We start from the raw sequence: 15,565 nt of genomic DNA, 5'->3' as shown, positions 1-15,565 counted from the left end.
ACAGGATGGGGCCTTCTGCATGCTGCTCCCCGAGTTGGACTCGAACCAACAACCTGCCGGTTAACAGCCGGCTGCTCTGCCAATTGAGCTATCGGGGAATATGCTTCGTCGCCGAGGCAACTCCACAATCTTAGCAAACTCCCACGCTCCTCTGTGACATCGACGGGCCCGGTCGGGCGTGTCGTGCTCCCCGTCACCACCCGGGCGAATCGGCTTGCGCGCCCGGCACCCACAGCAGGTCTTTGCCGACCCCTCTGGCCACCACATGGCCGCCGCGCAGCATCAGTGTCTCCGCATCGAGTTCTCGGATGAAAGCCGCATCGTTGGTGACCATCAAGGCACCCATCCCGTCTTCCTTCCGGCGACGGGTGATCGCGTCGAACACCACGGGCCTCACTTCGAGGTCGAGATTGGCCAGCGGCTCGTCGGCGATGAGCACTTTCGGCTCGAGCACGAACGCTCGCGCAATGGCGACGCGCTGCCGCATTCCCGCGCTCAGCTCATAGGGGAACTTCTCCGCCGTTCCCAGCGGCAGATGCATCTCATCAAGAAGGGTGGCGACACGGATGGAGAGAGCTCTGCTGTTCACACGCTTCTCGCGAATGAAGATCGGCTCAGCAATAACCTCGCTCACGGTCAGCGTCGGAGGAAGATCAGCCCCGGCCGCCTGAGGAATGTACCCGGTCAGATAGGTGAGCTCGCGGTGACGGCGCCCAGGCTTTCGGATGTTCACACCGCACACCTCTGCATGTCCGCCCACCACGCGCACAGAAGGGTCAGTCGATCCGGCGAGAGCTGCGACCAGAGTCGACTTGCCGGAGCCGGTGGGGCCTGCGACGCAGATGAGCTCTCCCGGGGGTAGCGCGAATGTCACGCCGTCGACCGCGCGGGTCGGTGCGCTGTGCCCGATCCGATCGATCACGAGGTCGGAGCAGTCGATCACATGCGAAGAGTGAGGTCTACGTGACATTAGCCCATCCTCTCGTGCAGCATCCCCGAGATCGCGTTACGACTCGGCGAAGCGCTGACGCTCGGCGTCGATGTCACGCAACCGCATGCGGAGCGCGCGCCCACCGTCGGAATCAGCCGGCACCCGCTGAATAGCACCGAGCAGCTCCTGCTTCTCGCGTGCGAGGCCACGCACGATCATGCGCCGCGAAAGATCCGCAGTCGAGGCCACAGCTCCGGCCTCATCTCTCGCGGGGAACGGACTCATGAGCAGCTCACCGGCCAACGACCGGTACGGCTCACGGACGGCGTTCACGGCAGCCATCGACCACCCTGCCCTGGTGCGGTCAGGTGCGGCTGCGATGGCCTCGCGCACCGCCTCAAGAGCGGGATGCCGGAACGGCTCACCCAGGGCACGTGCAAGCATCTCCTGGTCTACCTGATGACCGTATTGGAGAGCCCCCATGAGCATTCCCCGCTCGAGCGCGATATCGGCGGTGCGGGGAAGGCTCGCCAACGTCACCTCCGGGGCAGCTGGCGCTGCGTCCGAGGACAGTGCCTTCGGCTGACCGGGATGCTGTGCACGAGCGGCACCCGCACCGCGGGCAGCCCGCTCGACCTCGGTATGGATCTCGGTCGGATCCATGCCGAGGCGCCTCGCCAGCACCCGCTCATACCCCGGCCGCAGCAGACGGTCACGGATCTCCGCGACGATGGGTGCCGCGGCGCGCAGCGCACCGACCTGGCCTTCGACGGTGGCGAGGTCGAAACCTGCGAGCTTGCGGTCGATTGCGAACTCGAACATCGGAACCTTGGCGTCCATGAGACCGCGCACTGCCGCATCGCCGCGCTGCAGACGCAGATCGCACGGGTCGAGGCCATTGGGCGCAACGGCGACGAAAGTCTGCGCGTTGAACCGGTCGTCTTCACTGAAGGCGCGCAATGCCGCCTTCTGACCGGCCTCATCGCCGTCGAAGGTGAACACGATCTCGCCCGAGCTGGAATCATCGCCCATCACGCGGCGCAGCACCTTGATGTGCTCGGAACCGAAAGCCGTGCCACACGTTGCGATCGCGGTGGTGACGCCGGCGAGATGGCAGGCCATGACGTCGGTGTAGCCCTCGACGACCACGACTCGGCGCGGGTCGCCGCGTGAGATGTCACGTTTGGCGAGGTCGAGTCCGTACAGGACTTGAGCCTTTTTGTAGATGATGGTCTCGGGGGTGTTCAGGTACTTCGGCCCCTGGTCGTCGTCGTAGAGCTTGCGCGCACCGAAACCGATCGTCTGACCGGTGACATCGCGGATCGGCCAGACCAGTCGGCCGCGGAAGCGGTCGTACACGCCGCGCTGCCCCTGAGAGACGAGGCCCGCCGCCAGGAGCTCGTCGCGGGTGAAGCCCTCTGCCGTGAGGGCCTTCATCATGCCTTCCCAGCCGCGCGGCGCGTAACCGACGCTGAAGTGTGCAGCAGCGCCGGCATCGAAGCCGCGCTCACCGAGAAAGCGCCGGGCGGTCTCTGCTTCTGCCGTCAGCAGCTGGGCACGGAAGAACTCGGCCGCTGCGGTGTTCGCTGCGTAGAGGCGACTGCGACCGCTCGTCTCGGGGGCGGCTCCCCCATCTTCGTAGTGCAGCGTGTAACCGAGGCGACCGGCGAGCCGCTCGACCGCCTCGGTGAAGCTGACATGATCCATCGCCCGCAGGAACGAGTAGACATCGCCTGATTCGCCGCACCCGAAGCAGTGGTAGAAGCCGACCTGCGGTCGCACGTGAAAGCTCGGGCTCTTCTCATCGTGAAAAGGGCAGAGGCCCTTGAGCGAGCCGACGCCGGCCGACTTCAACGAGACGCGCTCACCGACGATGTCACCGATGTTCGTGCGCGATTTGACCTCGTCGACGTCTGCCTGGCGGATGCGGGCCATCAGTGCACGCCTTCGGAGAGGCGCACGGGACCGTGCGTCTGGGTCCGCGTACTGGTGCGGGCAGTGCGCGGAGTCCAGATGCCGACCTCGGCGGGATCGACGTCGCCCACCAGTCGCCCGTGCCAGTCGAGCGCTGTCTGGTCGGTGAGACTTGCGATCTGATCGACGACGACGCGCGCCCGCTCCGCATCCGTCTGCGCCGCAACGAAATCGGCCGCGAAGGCGGGCTCGAGCACATCAGCGCCTGCGTTCCACAGCGCATCCGTGGACCACAGCGCGTCGGCGAGGCGCGTGAGCACCCGCCTCTGCTCCTTGTACACGCCCTTGCGCGCATCGATCGTCACGATCGCCTGGCCCATGATCCCCTTGAGCACGGCGATCTCCGTCTCGACGACTCGCGGCACGACGACGTGCGCGTTGTAACGCACCAGAGACGGCCCTGCGTAAGCATCGCGAGTCGCTGTCACCGCTGCCCGCGCGAAACGACCGATGAGATCGCTGGTGAGGTTCTTGAGACGGGCGAGATCCTGTCGCGATCGATCGAAGGACTTCAGCCACATCTCCTGGTTCGTGAGCCGGTACAGCGCATCGGCCAGCTCTTCACGAGTGAAGTCATAACCCACCCACTGCTGGATGCGACCGACGAGCGCGTGATGTTCGGCGGGATCTGCGAGCTGCGCGACATCGAGATAGCCATTGACGATCGCGTCTTCGAAGTCGTGAACCGAGTAGCCGATGTCGTCGGAGAGATCCATGATCTCGGCTTCGACGCACCGCAGGCGTCCCGGCGCTCCCTCACGCATCCAGCGGAATACTGGCTCGTCCTCGGGATACACGCCGAACTTCAGCCGCCCACCGGGGTCTGGCACGGGGTTGTCGACTGTCCAGGGGTATTTGCACGTGGCATCCAGGCTTGCCCTGGTGAGGTTGAGGCCGACGGAGTGACCATCTGCGTCGAGAACCTTGGCTTCGAGCCGGGTGAGAATGCGCAATGACTGCGCGTTCCCTTCGAAGCCTCCGATGGGCGCCGCCCAGTCATTCAGCGCGCGTTCACCGTTGTGTCCGAACGGCGGGTGTCCGAGATCATGACTGAGGCAGGCGGTGTCGACGACGTCTGCGGAGACCCCGAGTGCGACTGCGAGCTCCCGCCCGACCTGCGCGACTTCGAGCGAGTGGGTCAGCCGGTTGCGGGCGAAATCCGCTGTGCTGGCGGGGCTGAGCACCTGCGTCTTCGCCGCAAGGCGTCGAAGCGCCGCAGAATGCAGTACGCGCGCACGATCACGCGCGAAGTCGTCGCGTTCTGATCGGTGAGCCTGCGTGACGAATCGCTCGGCATCGCGCGGCTCGTATCCGTCGGCCCGAGCGCCCGTGCCGGACGCGATGTCAACCGCCACTGTTCTCGATCTCCGCTCCACGCAGCATCTCACCGGTATCGGCCGCGATCTCGCGCGATTCGAGCCACTTGTCCGGCAGCGCCGGACGCTTGGGACGACCGGCGCGCCCGCGCTGTCCCTCAGCATCCGCTCCGGGGTACGGGGCATCATGATCGAGCTGCCCGAGCAGTTCGTCGATGTGCGCAAGGCTCTGCGCCGTAGCAAGGCCGGTGCGGATATCGCTGCCTACTGGATAGCCCTTGAAATACCAGGCGACGTGCTTGCGAATATCGCGGCATCCGTGGTCTTCATCGCCGAGGAATTCGACCAGCAGTTCGGCGTGCCGGCGGAAGGCGTCGGCGACGAAACCGAGGGTGGCGTCAACGGGACGCGACGGCGCTCCGAACGCTGCGGCGAGGTCGCCGAACAGCCACGGTCGGCCGAGGCATCCTCGTCCGACGACGACGCCGTCGCAGTCTGTCTCGGCCATCATCTGCACGGCGTCATCAGCAGACCAGATGTCACCATTTCCCAGCACCGGGATGCTGGTGACGGCCTGCTTGAGCTCACCGATCGCGCTCCAGTCGGCGTGGCCGGAGTAGAACTCGCTGGCAGTACGGGCATGAAGCGCCACGGCTGCGGCGCCCGCGTCTTCTGCCGCACGTCCTGCGTCGATGAAGGTGAGGTGATCCGCGTCGATGCCCTTGCGCATCTTGACCGTCAGCGGCAGAGGACCCGCCGCCTTCACGGCCTGGTCGACGATGTCTGCGAACAGCTTGGTCTTCCACGGGAGGGCTGCTCCCCCACCCTTGCGCGTGACCTTGGGAACAGGGCAACCGAAGTTGAGGTCGATGTGGTCTGCGTGATCTTCGGCGACGATGATGCGCACGGCCTCTGCGATCGTCTTCGGGTCGACGCCGTACAACTGGATCGAGCGCGGTGTCTCGGACTCGTGATGCTGGATCAGGCGCATCGTCGTGTCGTTGTGTTCGACGAGCGCACGCGAGGTGATCATCTCGCTGACGTAGAGTCCAGCTCCGTACTCCCGGCACAGACGACGAAAAGCGGTATTCGTGATCCCTGCCATGGGCGCGAGAACGACCGGCACGTCGAGGTCGATCGGGCCGATGCGCAGTGCGCGGGCAGGTGCTGCGGCAATAGTCATCTCCTCTTCATTCTCCCATCCCCGAGCGCCCTGCGTCGCATCCGCACGTAGGGTGTGGATATGACTGATTCCCTCGTGCGCCAGATCCCGTTCACTGATGGCAGCGGAGCACAGAAGACCCTCGACGACTTCGGCGCCGACGTCGTTCTCGTTGTCAACGTGGCCTCCAAGTGCGGGCTCACGCCGCAGTACGAACAGCTCGAGGAGCTGCAGCGCACCTACGGCGACCGCGGATTCAGCGTCGTGGGCTTCCCGTGCAACCAGTTCATGGGGCAGGAGCCCGGGTCGCTCGAGCAGATCCAGGAGTTCTGCTCGACCACGTACGGGATCACCTTCCCGCTCGCCGACAAGGTGAAGGTGAATGGACGTGGCGCGGTCGAGCTTTACAAAACGCTCAAGCAGACGCCGGATGCCGCGGGCAAGGGCGGCCGTGTCGAGTGGAACTTCGAGAAGTTCCTCGTACTGCCGAACGGTGAAGTGAAGCGATTCCGTCCGAAGCAGAAGCCGGACGCCCCCGAGATCATCAGCGCGATCGAGGACGCCCTGCACCGCTGATCCGTTACGCCTCGGTCGTCAGTCCGGTATCCACGGACTCGGCCTCGCCGCGCTTGGTCCACACGTCACGCAGCACGCTGGCGAACGCCTCCGGCGGCTGCGCGCCCGAGATGCCGTACTGACCGTCGACGACGAAGAACGGCACGCCCTGAATGCCATAGGCGCGGGCCTGCGCCTGATCCTGCCGAACGGCGGGCAGGTACCTGTCGTTGTTGAGCGCGTCGCGCGTGGAATCAGCATCCAGCCCCACCTCGACGGCGAGTTCGACGAGGTCATCGACGCGGCCGACGTGCTTGCCTTCAGTGAAGTACGCCGCCATCAGACGCTCTTCCATCTCGTGCTGGCGCCCTTCCGCCTTGGCGTGGTGCAGCAGCTCGTGCGCCTTCACCGTGTTGGTGTGCTTGAGCAGATCGAAGCGGTACTCGAGGCCCGCGTTCTTCGCGACGTTCGTCACATTCTCGAGCATCTCGGTGACCTGCTCGCGAGGCATTCCCTTGTGCCCTGCGAGGAAGTCGATCTCGTCGCCGTCGAAGTCGACGGGAGTGTCGGGTGAGAGTTCGAACGAGTGGAACGTGATGTTCACCTGCGGGGCGTCATCATCGGATGCCGTAGCGGCCAGGCCCGCCTCAAGATTGCGCTTGCCGATGTAGCACCACGGGCAGGCGATGTCGGACCAGATGTCGATAGATATAGGTTCGCTCACGTGACGGTTCAACGCGTCGACGACGGTCAGTATTCCGCAGCAACAGCTTCAGCTGGCGGCATCCGGTGCGTCGACCGCGCCGCCGAAGCGTCGGTCGCGCGAGAGGTAGATCTCGATGGCGCGCCAGAGCTCCTCGCGTGAGAAGTCGGGCCAGAGCGTGTCGAGGAAGACCATCTCGGCATAGGCCGACTGCCACAGCAAGAAGTTCGAGGTGCGCTGCTCCCCCGATGACCGCAGGAACAGGTCAACATCAGGCATATCCGGCACGTAGAGATTCCGACGGATCATCTTCTCGCTGATCGCGTTCGGCTTGAGCTTTCCGGCTGCGACTTCAGCGGCGAGCTTGCGCACGGCGTCGACGAGTTCAACGCGCCCGCCGTAGTTTACGCACATCGTGAGGGTCAGCACGTCGTTGTCTTTCGTGAGCTCCTCGGCGCGCTGCAGCTCTTTGATGACCGATCCCCACAGGCGGGGCTTTCGCCCTGCCCAACGGATCCGCACGCCCCACTCGTTGAGCTGATCGCGGCGGCGATGCAGCACATCGCGGTTGTACCCCATCAGGAAGCGCACTTCTTCGGGCGAGCGCGCCCAGTTCTCTGTCGAGAATGCGTAGACCGACAGGTGCTTCACGCCCGCTTGAATGGCACCTGCGACGACATCGAGCAGCACCTCTTCGCCTGCCTTGTGCCCCTGGATGCGGGTGAGGCCCTGGCGATTCGCCCACCGGCCGTTCCCGTCCATCACGATCGCGACGTGCTCCGGCACCTTCGGAAACTCCGGCGGGTACACGCCGGTCCAGTCCAGCGGCCGATAGGCGACGGCATCTTTGTGCGTGTAGGGCTTCGGGGTCAACGGACTCCCTCTCGATCGGGGCCGGAGACATGGGCGAGCGAGCGGATGCCTCGCTCCAGGTGGAACTGCGTGTACGCCGAGACCAGACCCGACGCTGCGGCGGTGTCGGATGCGGCGGCTGCGTCCACGGCATCCCACTCACCGCGGATCAACGAACGAAGCAGAGCGATCGTCGACTCTGCCACGCGCGGGCTGCCCGCAGGTGCGCAGTTCACGCACACCATTCCACCCAGCTGTACGACGAAGCTCCGATGCGGCCCTGGGGCCGCACAGCGTGCGCAATCATCGAGTGACGGCGCCCATCCCGAAAGAGCCATCACTCTCAGCAGGTAGGAGTCCAGGATGCTGCGCGCAGCGTGCTCGCCTCGCGAGAGCGCTCGTAGTCCACCGACGAGCAGCAGATACTGCTGCGGCGTCGCCTCTGAGTCATTCAGACGATCCGCAGTCTCGACCATGGCGCTGGCAGATGTGAACCGCTCATAGTGCGCGGCAATCTCACTGCCGTACGACCCGAGCGATTCCGCCTGCTGCACGATGTCGAGTGAGCGTCCTCGATAGAGCTGAACATCGGCCACCATGAACGGCTCGAGCCTCGAGCCGAACTTCGAGGAGGTGCGGCGCACGCCCTTCGCTACCGCACGGATCTTTCCGTTTCGGCGCGAGAGCATGGTGACGATGCGATCCGCCTCACCGAGCTTGTGGGTGCGCAGGATCACCGCTTCGTCTCGATAGGTGGGCACCCCTCGATTATCCCCCGTGCGAGAGAATGTCAGGGTGTTCCACGTGATGTTTCACAATCCCCTGATTCCGCCCAACACCGGCAATGCCATCCGCATGGTCGCCGCAACCGGCGCAGCCCTGCATTTGGTGGAGCCTCTCGGCTTCGAGCTCAGCAACGCGCACCTGCGCCGCGCCGGGCTCGACTACCACGACCTCGCACGGGTCTACGTGCACCCCGACTTCGATGCCGCGGTCGACTTCGTCGCTGTGCACGGCACCGGACGCCTGTTCGCGTTCACCGGCCGGGCTGAGCGTTCGTTCTCCGACGTTTCATATGAGCAGGGCGACACGCTGCTGTTCGGCACCGAGACGACGGGACTCCCGGACGAGGTGCTCGGCGACACGCGCATCACCGATGCGGTGCGCATCCCGATGCTCGACCAGATCCGGTCGCTGAATCTCTCGAACTCCGCAGCCGTTGCGGCGTACGAGGGGTGGCGACAGCACGGCTACGCCACGATGCCCGAGGGGTGGCTTCCGCCGCAGGGTCTGATGCCGAGATGAGCAACGCCCCCTCGGCCGATGGCCGAGGGGGCGTTGCGGCGTCAGCTGTCAGACCGTCGCGAGCTGCAGTTCCCGCGTGCGGATCGCGCGGTTGACTCCCGAGACGATCGCCTTCAGCGATGCGGTCGAGATGTCGCCGTCGATCCCGACGCCCCAGAGGCGCTGGTCATCCACCTGCAGCTCGACGTAGGCCGCGGCCTGCGCGTCGCCTCCGGCGCTGAGAGCATGCTCGACGTAGTCGTACACCGTGATGTCGAAGCCCTGGCCACGCAGAACCTCGACGAAGGCGGCGACGGGACCGTTGCCCTGGCCGGTAACCGCGTGCTGCTCGTCGCCGTCGCGCACGGTCACATCGAGGACGACCTCGCCCGACATGTCGCTGCGCGTCTGCGTGGCGAGCAGCTCGAAACGGCCCCACTTCGCGTCGGTGTCATCCGCCGGCAGGTACTCGTCGTTGAAGATCGACCAGATCTGGTCGCTAGTGACTTCGCCGCCCTCGGCATCGGTCTTCGACTGCACGACCCCCGAGAACTCGATCTGGAGCTTGCGCGGCAGGTCGATCGCGTGGTCCGTCTTCAGCAGGTAGGCGACGCCACCCTTGCCCGACTGCGAATTCACGCGGATGACCGCTTCGTACGAGCGGCCCAGGTCCTTGGGGTCGATCGGCAGGTAAGGAACCGCCCACTCGATCTCGTCGACGGTCTTGCCCTCTGCCTCGGCGCGGGCAGCCATCGCCTCGAAGCCCTTCTTGATGGCGTCCTGGTGCGATCCGCTGAACGCGGTGAAGACGAGGTCGCCGGCCCACGGGCTGCGCTCAGGAACCGGCAGCTGATTGCAGTACTCGACCGTGCGCTTGACCTGGTCGATGTCACTGAAGTCGATCTGTGGGTCGATGCCCTGCGTGAACATGTTGATGCCCAGGGCTACGAGGTCGACGTTTCCGGTGCGCTCACCGTTTCCGAAGAGGCACCCTTCGATGCGGTCAGCACCCGCCATGTAGCCGAGCTCGGCGGCGGCGACAGCCGTGCCGCGGTCATTGTGCGGGTGCAGCGACAGGATGACGTTCTCGCGGTGCGCCAGGCGACGGCTCATCCACTCGATCGAGTCCGCGTACACGTTCGGCGTCGCCATCTCGACGGTGGCCGGCAGGTTGATGATGACCTTGCGGTCGGGCGTCGGTTCGAAGATCTCGATGACCTGGTTGCAGACGTCGAGCGCGTATTCCAGCTCGGTGCCGGTGTACGACTCGGGCGAGTACTCGTAGTACACCTCGGTGTCTGGGACCGTCTTCTCGTACTTCTTGCACAGACGTGCACCTTCGAGTGCGATGTCGATGATGCCCTGCTTGTCAGAGCGGAACACCACTTCGCGCTGCAGAATGCTCGTGGAGTTGTACAGGTGCACGATCGCCTGCTTCGCGCCCCTGATCGACTCATAGGTGCGCTCGATCAGGTGTTCGCGCGCCTGGGTCAGCACCTGGATCGTGACGTCGTCAGGGATGAGGTTCTCTTCGATCAGCTGACGGACGAAATCGAAGTCCGTCTGGCTGGCCGAGGGGAATCCGACCTCGATCTCCTTGTAGCCCATGCTGACGAGCAGCTCGAACATGACGCGCTTGCGCTCGGGTGACATCGGGTCGATGAGGGCCTGGTTGCCATCGCGCAGGTCGACGGCGCACCAGCGGGGGGCTTCAGTGATGCGCTTGGACGGCCACGTGCGGTCCGGGAGATCGACGGAGATCTGCTCGTGGAAGGGCCGATACTTGTGGATCGGCATCGAGGACGGGCGCTGGGAGTTCTGCATGGTGGGCTTCTTCTCTTCGTCAGATTTATCGGGCCAACACAAGCGCCGCGACGAGGAAGGCCCTGGATTTAGGACTCGTCGCGGCTACTAAGAAGAAGCAGACCGCCGAATGGCATGCTCCGATAGTACTCCCCTCCGCCAGACATTCGCCAAACTCTCAGAACCCGAGTCGGCCGAGCTGCTTGGGGTCGCGCTGCCACTCCTTGGCGACCTTGACGTGCAGGCCGAGGAAGACTCTGGTGCCGAGAAGCTCTTCGATCCCGACGCGCGCGCGCTTTCCGACATCCGCGAGGCGCGAGCCCTTTCGCCCGATGATGATCGCTTTCTGGCTGTCGCGCTCGACGACGATCTGAGCGTGCACGTCGGTGAGGTCAGTGCCCTCTCGCGGGGCGATATCGTCGACGACGACGGCGATGGAGTGCGGCAGTTCATCGCGCACGCCCTCGAGCGCTGCTTCGCGAATCATCTCGGCGATGCGATCTTCGACGGACTCGTCGGTGACAACGCCATCCGGATACAGCGCTGGCCCTTCCGGCATGAGCACCAGCATCTCGTCGGTGAGCACATCGAGCTGCTCACGCGTGAGTGCCGAGAGCGGGATGACCGCGGCCCAGTCCTCGCGCAGCGAATCGACCTCCAGGAGTCGCTCGGTGATCTGGTCACGCGTGGCGGCATCAGTCTTGGTGACGATCGCGATCTTCTTGGCGCGGGAGTATCCATCCAGCGACGCGGCAATGCGCCGGTCGCCAGGACCGACCTTCTCGGTTGCCGGCACGCAGAAGCCGATCACGTCGACATCTCCCAGCACCTGCTCGACGAGATCGTTGAGTCGTTCGCCGAGCAGCGTCCGAGGCTTGTGGATGCCAGGCGTGTCGACGATCACGAGCTGACCGGCGGGGCGATTCAGGATGCCGCGGATCGCGCGTCTGGTCGTCTGCGGCTTCTCACTGGTGATCGCGATCTTCTCGCCGACGAGCGCGTTCGTCAGCGTCGACTTGCCGACGTTGGGGCGTCCGACGAACGTCACGAACCCGCTTCGGGTGTTCTCAGTCATCTTCTGTCTCCTCTGCTGGTGCGGTAGCCCGCTCCACAAAAACTGTTGCGATGCCGCGTCCTCGGCCGCGCGATGCGCCTCCGGTCAGTACGAGTCCATCGATTGTGGCGGTGACGCCCGGCTGCGGAATCTGGTCCACTGCCTTGCCGAGAAGACCGCCGATGGAATCGACGTCTTCATCCTCGAGCTCGATGCCGAACAGATCGCCGACATCGTCCAGCGACAGTCTCGCGCTGACGCGGTACTGGTTCGGGCCGAGCTCCACGATCTCTGCCGCAGCGCGATCGTACTCGTCCGATATCTCACCGACGAGCTCTTCGATGAGGTCTTCGAGGGTGACGAGACCGGAGATGCCACCGTGCTCGTCGATGACGAGGCAGACGTGCACGGCGTCGCGCTTCATCTGCTGAAGCAGGGTCTCCGCGCGCATGGATTCCGGTACGAACGTCGCGGGCCTGGCGATCGGGCGAATAGACGCCGTCCGCCATGCAGTGTCATCGCGATAAGCGAACTGGACAAGATCCTTGAGGTAGAGGACACCCACCACATCGTCCGCGTCGTCATCGACCACCGGCATCCGCGACACCCCGCGCTGCAGAAACAGCGACATCGCCTCATCAGTGGCGGCCGCGGCATCAACGGTGACCATGTCGGTGCGGGGCACCATGACGGCGCGCACGAACTGGTCCGTGAAATCGAAGACCGAGTGGATGAGGTCGCGATCGTCTTCTTCGATGAGGTCGTTGGATGCTGCCTCATCGACCATGCTCAGCAGCTGATCCTCGCTCGTGAACGAGCTGCGGCCGGCGCCAGGAGTCACCTTGTCGCTCAGCACCACGAGGCCCTGGGCCACCGGCCCGAGGATGACGCGCAGACCACGGACGATCGACGCCGTCCGGCGAACCATCGTCTCCGACCGCTGCCGCCCGAAAGTCCGGGGGCTGGCACCGACGAGGACGAACGTGATTCCCGTCATCAGCACCGCAGCGGCGAGCATCGCCCACCACACGTTCTCGAACATGATCGTGAACGCCGCAGTGACGAGCACTGCCGCGGTCACTTCGACGAGCACTCGGATGAATGAGACGGCGTTCACGTGAGCGTCGAGGTCGTCCGCGATCCGACTGAGCGCGACAGAGTGGCGTCCTTCGAGTGCCATCTCATCGAGATCGGCGCGCGAGGTCACCCCATATGCCGCATCTATGGCGGCCATAAGACCGCCGAACGCCACCAGCAGTACTGCGGCGATCAGGAAGAGGATCTCGGTCATCGGCTGCGTTCAGCGCGCGCGAAACCCGCAATGAGCTCCTTCTGCAGACCGAACATCTCACGCTCCTCGTCGGGCTCAGCATGGTCGAACCCGAGCAGGTGCAGAAGCCCGTGAGTTGTGAGAAGGATGAGTTCATCCATCAGAGTGTGGCCGGCCGTCTGGGCCTGGGCCTCCGCAACCTGCGGGCACAGCACGATGTCGCCGAGAAGGCCGGGAGCGGTGGGGCGGTCCTCCGTGCCTGGGCGCAGCTCGTCCATCGGGAAGCTCAGCACGTCGGTGGGGCCGGGTTCGTCCATCCACTGAACGTGTAGAGCCTCCATGGCACCCTCGTCGACGAGGACGATCGCGACCTCAGCATCCGCACTGACGTGCAGCTGCGCGAGATTGAAATCGGTGAGGCGCTGCAGAACCGTCTCATCGACCTCGATAGCCGACTCGTTGTTGATCTCGATCATGATGAGTGTCCTCGTCTGGGCTGGCGATCGCGGGGTCCGGGGCGCGGAGTCGCACGCCGATCTGCGCGATTGGCGAATTCATGCGCCTGCTCACGTTCATGCCGTGCCGCGGTGCGCTGCTCGTCATACTCGCTGTACGCGTCGACGATGCGACCGACGAGCGAGTGGCGCACGACATCGTCACTGGTGAGCCGGCTGAAATGGATGTCGTCGATCTCGTCGAGCACGCGTGTGACAAGGCGCAGTCCGGATGCTCCCTGCGGAAGATCGACCTGCGTGATGTCGCCGGTGACGACCATCTTCGTACCGAACCCGAGGCGCGTGAGGAACATCTTCATCTGCTCGGGCGTGGTGTTCTGTGCTTCGTCGAGCACGACGAACGAGTCGTTGAGGGTGCGCCCGCGCATGTACGCGAGCGGGGCGACCTCGATCGTTCCCGTCGCCATCAGGCGAGGCACGATCTCCGGGTCCATCATCTCGTTCAGCGCGTCGTACAGCGGACGCAGGTACGGATCGATCTTGTCGGTCAGTGTGCCCGGCAGGAAGCCGAGCCGTTCGCCTGCCTCCACCGCGGGACGGGTGAGAATGATGCGAGTGACTTCTTTGCGTTGCAGCGCCTGGACGGCCTTTGCCATCGCAAGGTAAGTCTTGCCGGTTCCTGCGGGACCGATACCGAACACGATCGTGTTCTCTTCGATCGCGTCGACGTACTCCTTCTGGCCCGCCGTCTTCGGACGGATGACCTTGCCGCGCGTTGTGAGAATAGCCTCACCGAGCACTTCGCTCGGACGCGGCCCCGTCTCGTTGCGCATGAGCCTGGCCGATGTCTCGACGTCAGAAGGAACGAGGTCTGCCCCCTCGCGGGTGATCATGATCAGCTCATCCACCAGGGCCTTCGCCGCAGCGACGGGGCCCGCATCTCCGCTGAGCGTGATCTCGTTGCCGCGCACGTGCACCTCGACATCCGGATGCTGCTTCTCAAGCATGCGGAGCAGCCGGTCCTGTGGGCCGAGCAATTGCACCATGGCGACGCCGTCGGCGTAGATGCGCTCTGCCACAGGCGGGGTGTTCGATTCGTCAGAAGCCAACGAGTTTGTTCTCCTCGAAATTGCCGAGCACGTGAGCGTGCACGTGGAAGACGGACTGCGCAGCGCTGGGTCCGTTGTTGAAGATCAGACGATACTCGCCGTTCGCGTGCTCGTCGGCGATCTGCTTCGCGACGGCGACCATGTCGGCCAAGAGCGCGGGGTCACCGGCGGCGAGATCCGTGACATCGCGATACTGCTCTGTCTTCGGAATGACGAGCATATGCAGCGGAGCCTGCGGGTTGATATCGCGGATCGCGAAGACCTTTTCGGTCTCGACCACGATGTCCCCAGGAATCTCTCCATTGAGGATGCGCGTGAAGATCGATGGTTCGCTCATGCACTCATTCTATGCGGCACCCTCACCAGCGGCCCAGAGCCACCGACAGTACGGCGATCGCGGCGGGCCCGGCGGTCGACGTGCGAAGCACCGTGTCTCCCAGACGCACGCGCTCAGCGCCAGCTGCTTCCAGCTTCGCGAGCTCCTCAGGGCTGATCCCGCCCTCTGGACCCACGACGAGAGCGATGTCCTGCTGCGCGTCGGGGGCGACAGTGATCTCCGAGAGCCGTACCGTCGCGGTCGGATCGAGCACAAGCATCCGGGTTTGGCCTGCGAACTCTGCCAGCTGCCCGGTCGTGAGTGGCTCGGTGACGCCCGGCACCCACGAACGATGTGCCTGTTTCGCCGCCTCGCGCACGATCGTCGCCCAGCGCTCTCGGCCCTTGGCCGCTTTCGGACCCTCCCAGCGCGAGATGCTGCGAGAGGCCTGCCACGGAATCACCTCATCGACGCCGAGTTCGCAGGCCGCCTGTACAGCGAGCTCGTCACGATCACCTTTGGCAAGCGCCTGCACGAGGACGAGGCGCACATCCGGAGCATCCACAACGGCACGCGCGGTGATGGTGACATCCACGCGAGAGGCCGACACATCCCGCACCGTACCCTCAAGCCATCTGCCGCGACCGTCTCCGATGGTCACCGACTCACCCACGCGCACGCGGCGGACCACAGCTGCGTGTTTGGCTTCCGCACCCGAAAGCGAGACGATGTCGCCGATGCCGGCATCGGACGATCCGTCTACGAGAAAGTGCAGTGCCAT

At 64.8% G+C, this 15,565-nt stretch carries 16 protein-coding genes and 1 tRNA gene; 2 read left to right on the top strand and 15 right to left on the bottom strand.

Translation table 11 applies throughout. The features are described from left to right. Positions 1-25: 25 nt before the first annotated feature. From ACN0RC_RS10655 to dusB, 5 genes are all read right to left on the bottom strand, one after another. Positions 26-98, bottom strand: a tRNA-Asn gene (locus ACN0RC_RS10655). A gap of 95 nt (positions 99-193) precedes the next feature. Next, on the bottom strand, positions 194-970 hold the full coding sequence (locus ACN0RC_RS10650; protein WP_417511502.1) for an ATP-binding cassette domain-containing protein: 777 nt from the start codon (positions 968-970) through the stop codon (positions 194-196). Between the two features lie 36 nt (positions 971-1,006). After that, the gene (gene dnaG / locus ACN0RC_RS10645; protein ID WP_417511501.1) at positions 1,007-2,866 is read right to left on the bottom strand and encodes a DNA primase; all 1,860 of its coding nucleotides are present in this window, start codon (positions 2,864-2,866) and stop codon (positions 1,007-1,009) included. Beyond that, the gene (locus ACN0RC_RS10640; RefSeq protein WP_417511499.1) at positions 2,866-4,260 is read right to left on the bottom strand and encodes a deoxyguanosinetriphosphate triphosphohydrolase; all 1,395 of its coding nucleotides are present in this window, start codon (positions 4,258-4,260) and stop codon (positions 2,866-2,868) included. Before ACN0RC_RS10640 ends, dnaG begins: the two co-directional genes overlap by 1 nt. Next, a complete protein-coding gene (gene dusB, locus ACN0RC_RS10635; RefSeq protein ID WP_417511497.1) occupies positions 4,250-5,404 on the bottom strand; it encodes a tRNA dihydrouridine synthase DusB in 1,155 nt (384 codons plus the stop codon). The genes ACN0RC_RS10640 and dusB overlap by 11 nt, the downstream gene beginning before the upstream one ends. Positions 5,405-5,464: 60 nt before the next feature. On the opposite strand from dusB, the gene ACN0RC_RS10630 reads away from it, so the two are divergent. Next, on the top strand, positions 5,465-5,959 hold the full coding sequence (locus ACN0RC_RS10630; RefSeq protein WP_417511495.1) for a glutathione peroxidase: 495 nt from the start codon (positions 5,465-5,467) through the stop codon (positions 5,957-5,959). A gap of 4 nt (positions 5,960-5,963) precedes the next feature. Here ACN0RC_RS10630 and ACN0RC_RS10625 read toward each other — a convergent pair whose 3' ends face one another. The 3 genes from ACN0RC_RS10625 to recO are packed head-to-tail and all read right to left on the bottom strand — an operon-like array spanning position 5,964 to position 8,254. Then, complete coding sequence (locus tag ACN0RC_RS10625) at positions 5,964-6,662, bottom strand: DsbA family oxidoreductase (protein ID WP_417511493.1); 699 nt, start codon at positions 6,660-6,662, stop codon at positions 5,964-5,966. Between the two features lie 48 nt (positions 6,663-6,710). Continuing rightward, positions 6,711-7,514, bottom strand: coding sequence for an isoprenyl transferase (locus tag ACN0RC_RS10620; protein ID WP_417511491.1), 804 nt, complete (start codon positions 7,512-7,514; stop codon positions 6,711-6,713). Next, the gene (gene recO, locus ACN0RC_RS10615) at positions 7,511-8,254 is read right to left on the bottom strand and encodes a DNA repair protein RecO (RefSeq protein WP_417511489.1); all 744 of its coding nucleotides are present in this window, start codon (positions 8,252-8,254) and stop codon (positions 7,511-7,513) included. The genes ACN0RC_RS10620 and recO overlap by 4 nt, the downstream gene beginning before the upstream one ends. Before the next feature lie 34 nt (positions 8,255-8,288). Between recO and ACN0RC_RS10610 the strand changes: the two genes are divergently transcribed. Beyond that, positions 8,289-8,798 (top strand): tRNA (cytidine(34)-2'-O)-methyltransferase, encoded by a 510-nt coding sequence (locus tag ACN0RC_RS10610; RefSeq protein WP_417511487.1) that lies wholly within the window; start codon positions 8,289-8,291, stop codon positions 8,796-8,798. A 48-nt stretch (positions 8,799-8,846) separates the two neighbouring features. On the opposite strand, the gene leuA is transcribed toward ACN0RC_RS10610, so the two are convergent. The 7 genes from leuA to ACN0RC_RS10575 form a co-directional block, all read right to left on the bottom strand. Continuing rightward, entirely contained in the window at positions 8,847-10,601 is a 1,755-nt protein-coding gene (gene leuA / locus ACN0RC_RS10605; protein WP_417511485.1) for a 2-isopropylmalate synthase, read from the bottom strand. 157 nt (positions 10,602-10,758) lie between these two features. Further along, positions 10,759-11,655, bottom strand: coding sequence for a GTPase Era (gene era / locus ACN0RC_RS10600; protein WP_417511483.1), 897 nt, complete (start codon positions 11,653-11,655; stop codon positions 10,759-10,761). Further along, the gene (locus ACN0RC_RS10595) at positions 11,648-12,925 is read right to left on the bottom strand and encodes a hemolysin family protein (RefSeq protein ID WP_417511481.1); all 1,278 of its coding nucleotides are present in this window, start codon (positions 12,923-12,925) and stop codon (positions 11,648-11,650) included. The genes era and ACN0RC_RS10595 overlap by 8 nt, the downstream gene beginning before the upstream one ends. Next, positions 12,922-13,383, bottom strand: coding sequence for an rRNA maturation RNase YbeY (ybeY, locus tag ACN0RC_RS10590; protein WP_417511696.1), 462 nt, complete (start codon positions 13,381-13,383; stop codon positions 12,922-12,924). Before ybeY ends, ACN0RC_RS10595 begins: the two co-directional genes overlap by 4 nt. Next, complete coding sequence (locus tag ACN0RC_RS10585) at positions 13,377-14,405, bottom strand: PhoH family protein (protein ID WP_417511694.1); 1,029 nt, start codon at positions 14,403-14,405, stop codon at positions 13,377-13,379. The genes ybeY and ACN0RC_RS10585 overlap by 7 nt, the downstream gene beginning before the upstream one ends. Positions 14,406-14,457: 52 nt before the next feature. Beyond that, positions 14,458-14,805 (bottom strand): HIT domain-containing protein, encoded by a 348-nt coding sequence (locus ACN0RC_RS10580; protein ID WP_417511479.1) that lies wholly within the window; start codon positions 14,803-14,805, stop codon positions 14,458-14,460. Between the two features lie 22 nt (positions 14,806-14,827). Next, entirely contained in the window at positions 14,828-15,565 is a 738-nt protein-coding gene (locus ACN0RC_RS10575) for a 16S rRNA (uracil(1498)-N(3))-methyltransferase (protein WP_417511692.1), read from the bottom strand.

The organism is Microbacterium sp., assembly GCF_048259935.1.
GTDB lineage: Bacteria > Actinomycetota > Actinomycetes > Actinomycetales > Microbacteriaceae > Microbacterium.
Note: the sequence above shows the minus strand (reverse complement) of the source record. Positions and strands in the feature narration are given on the sequence as shown.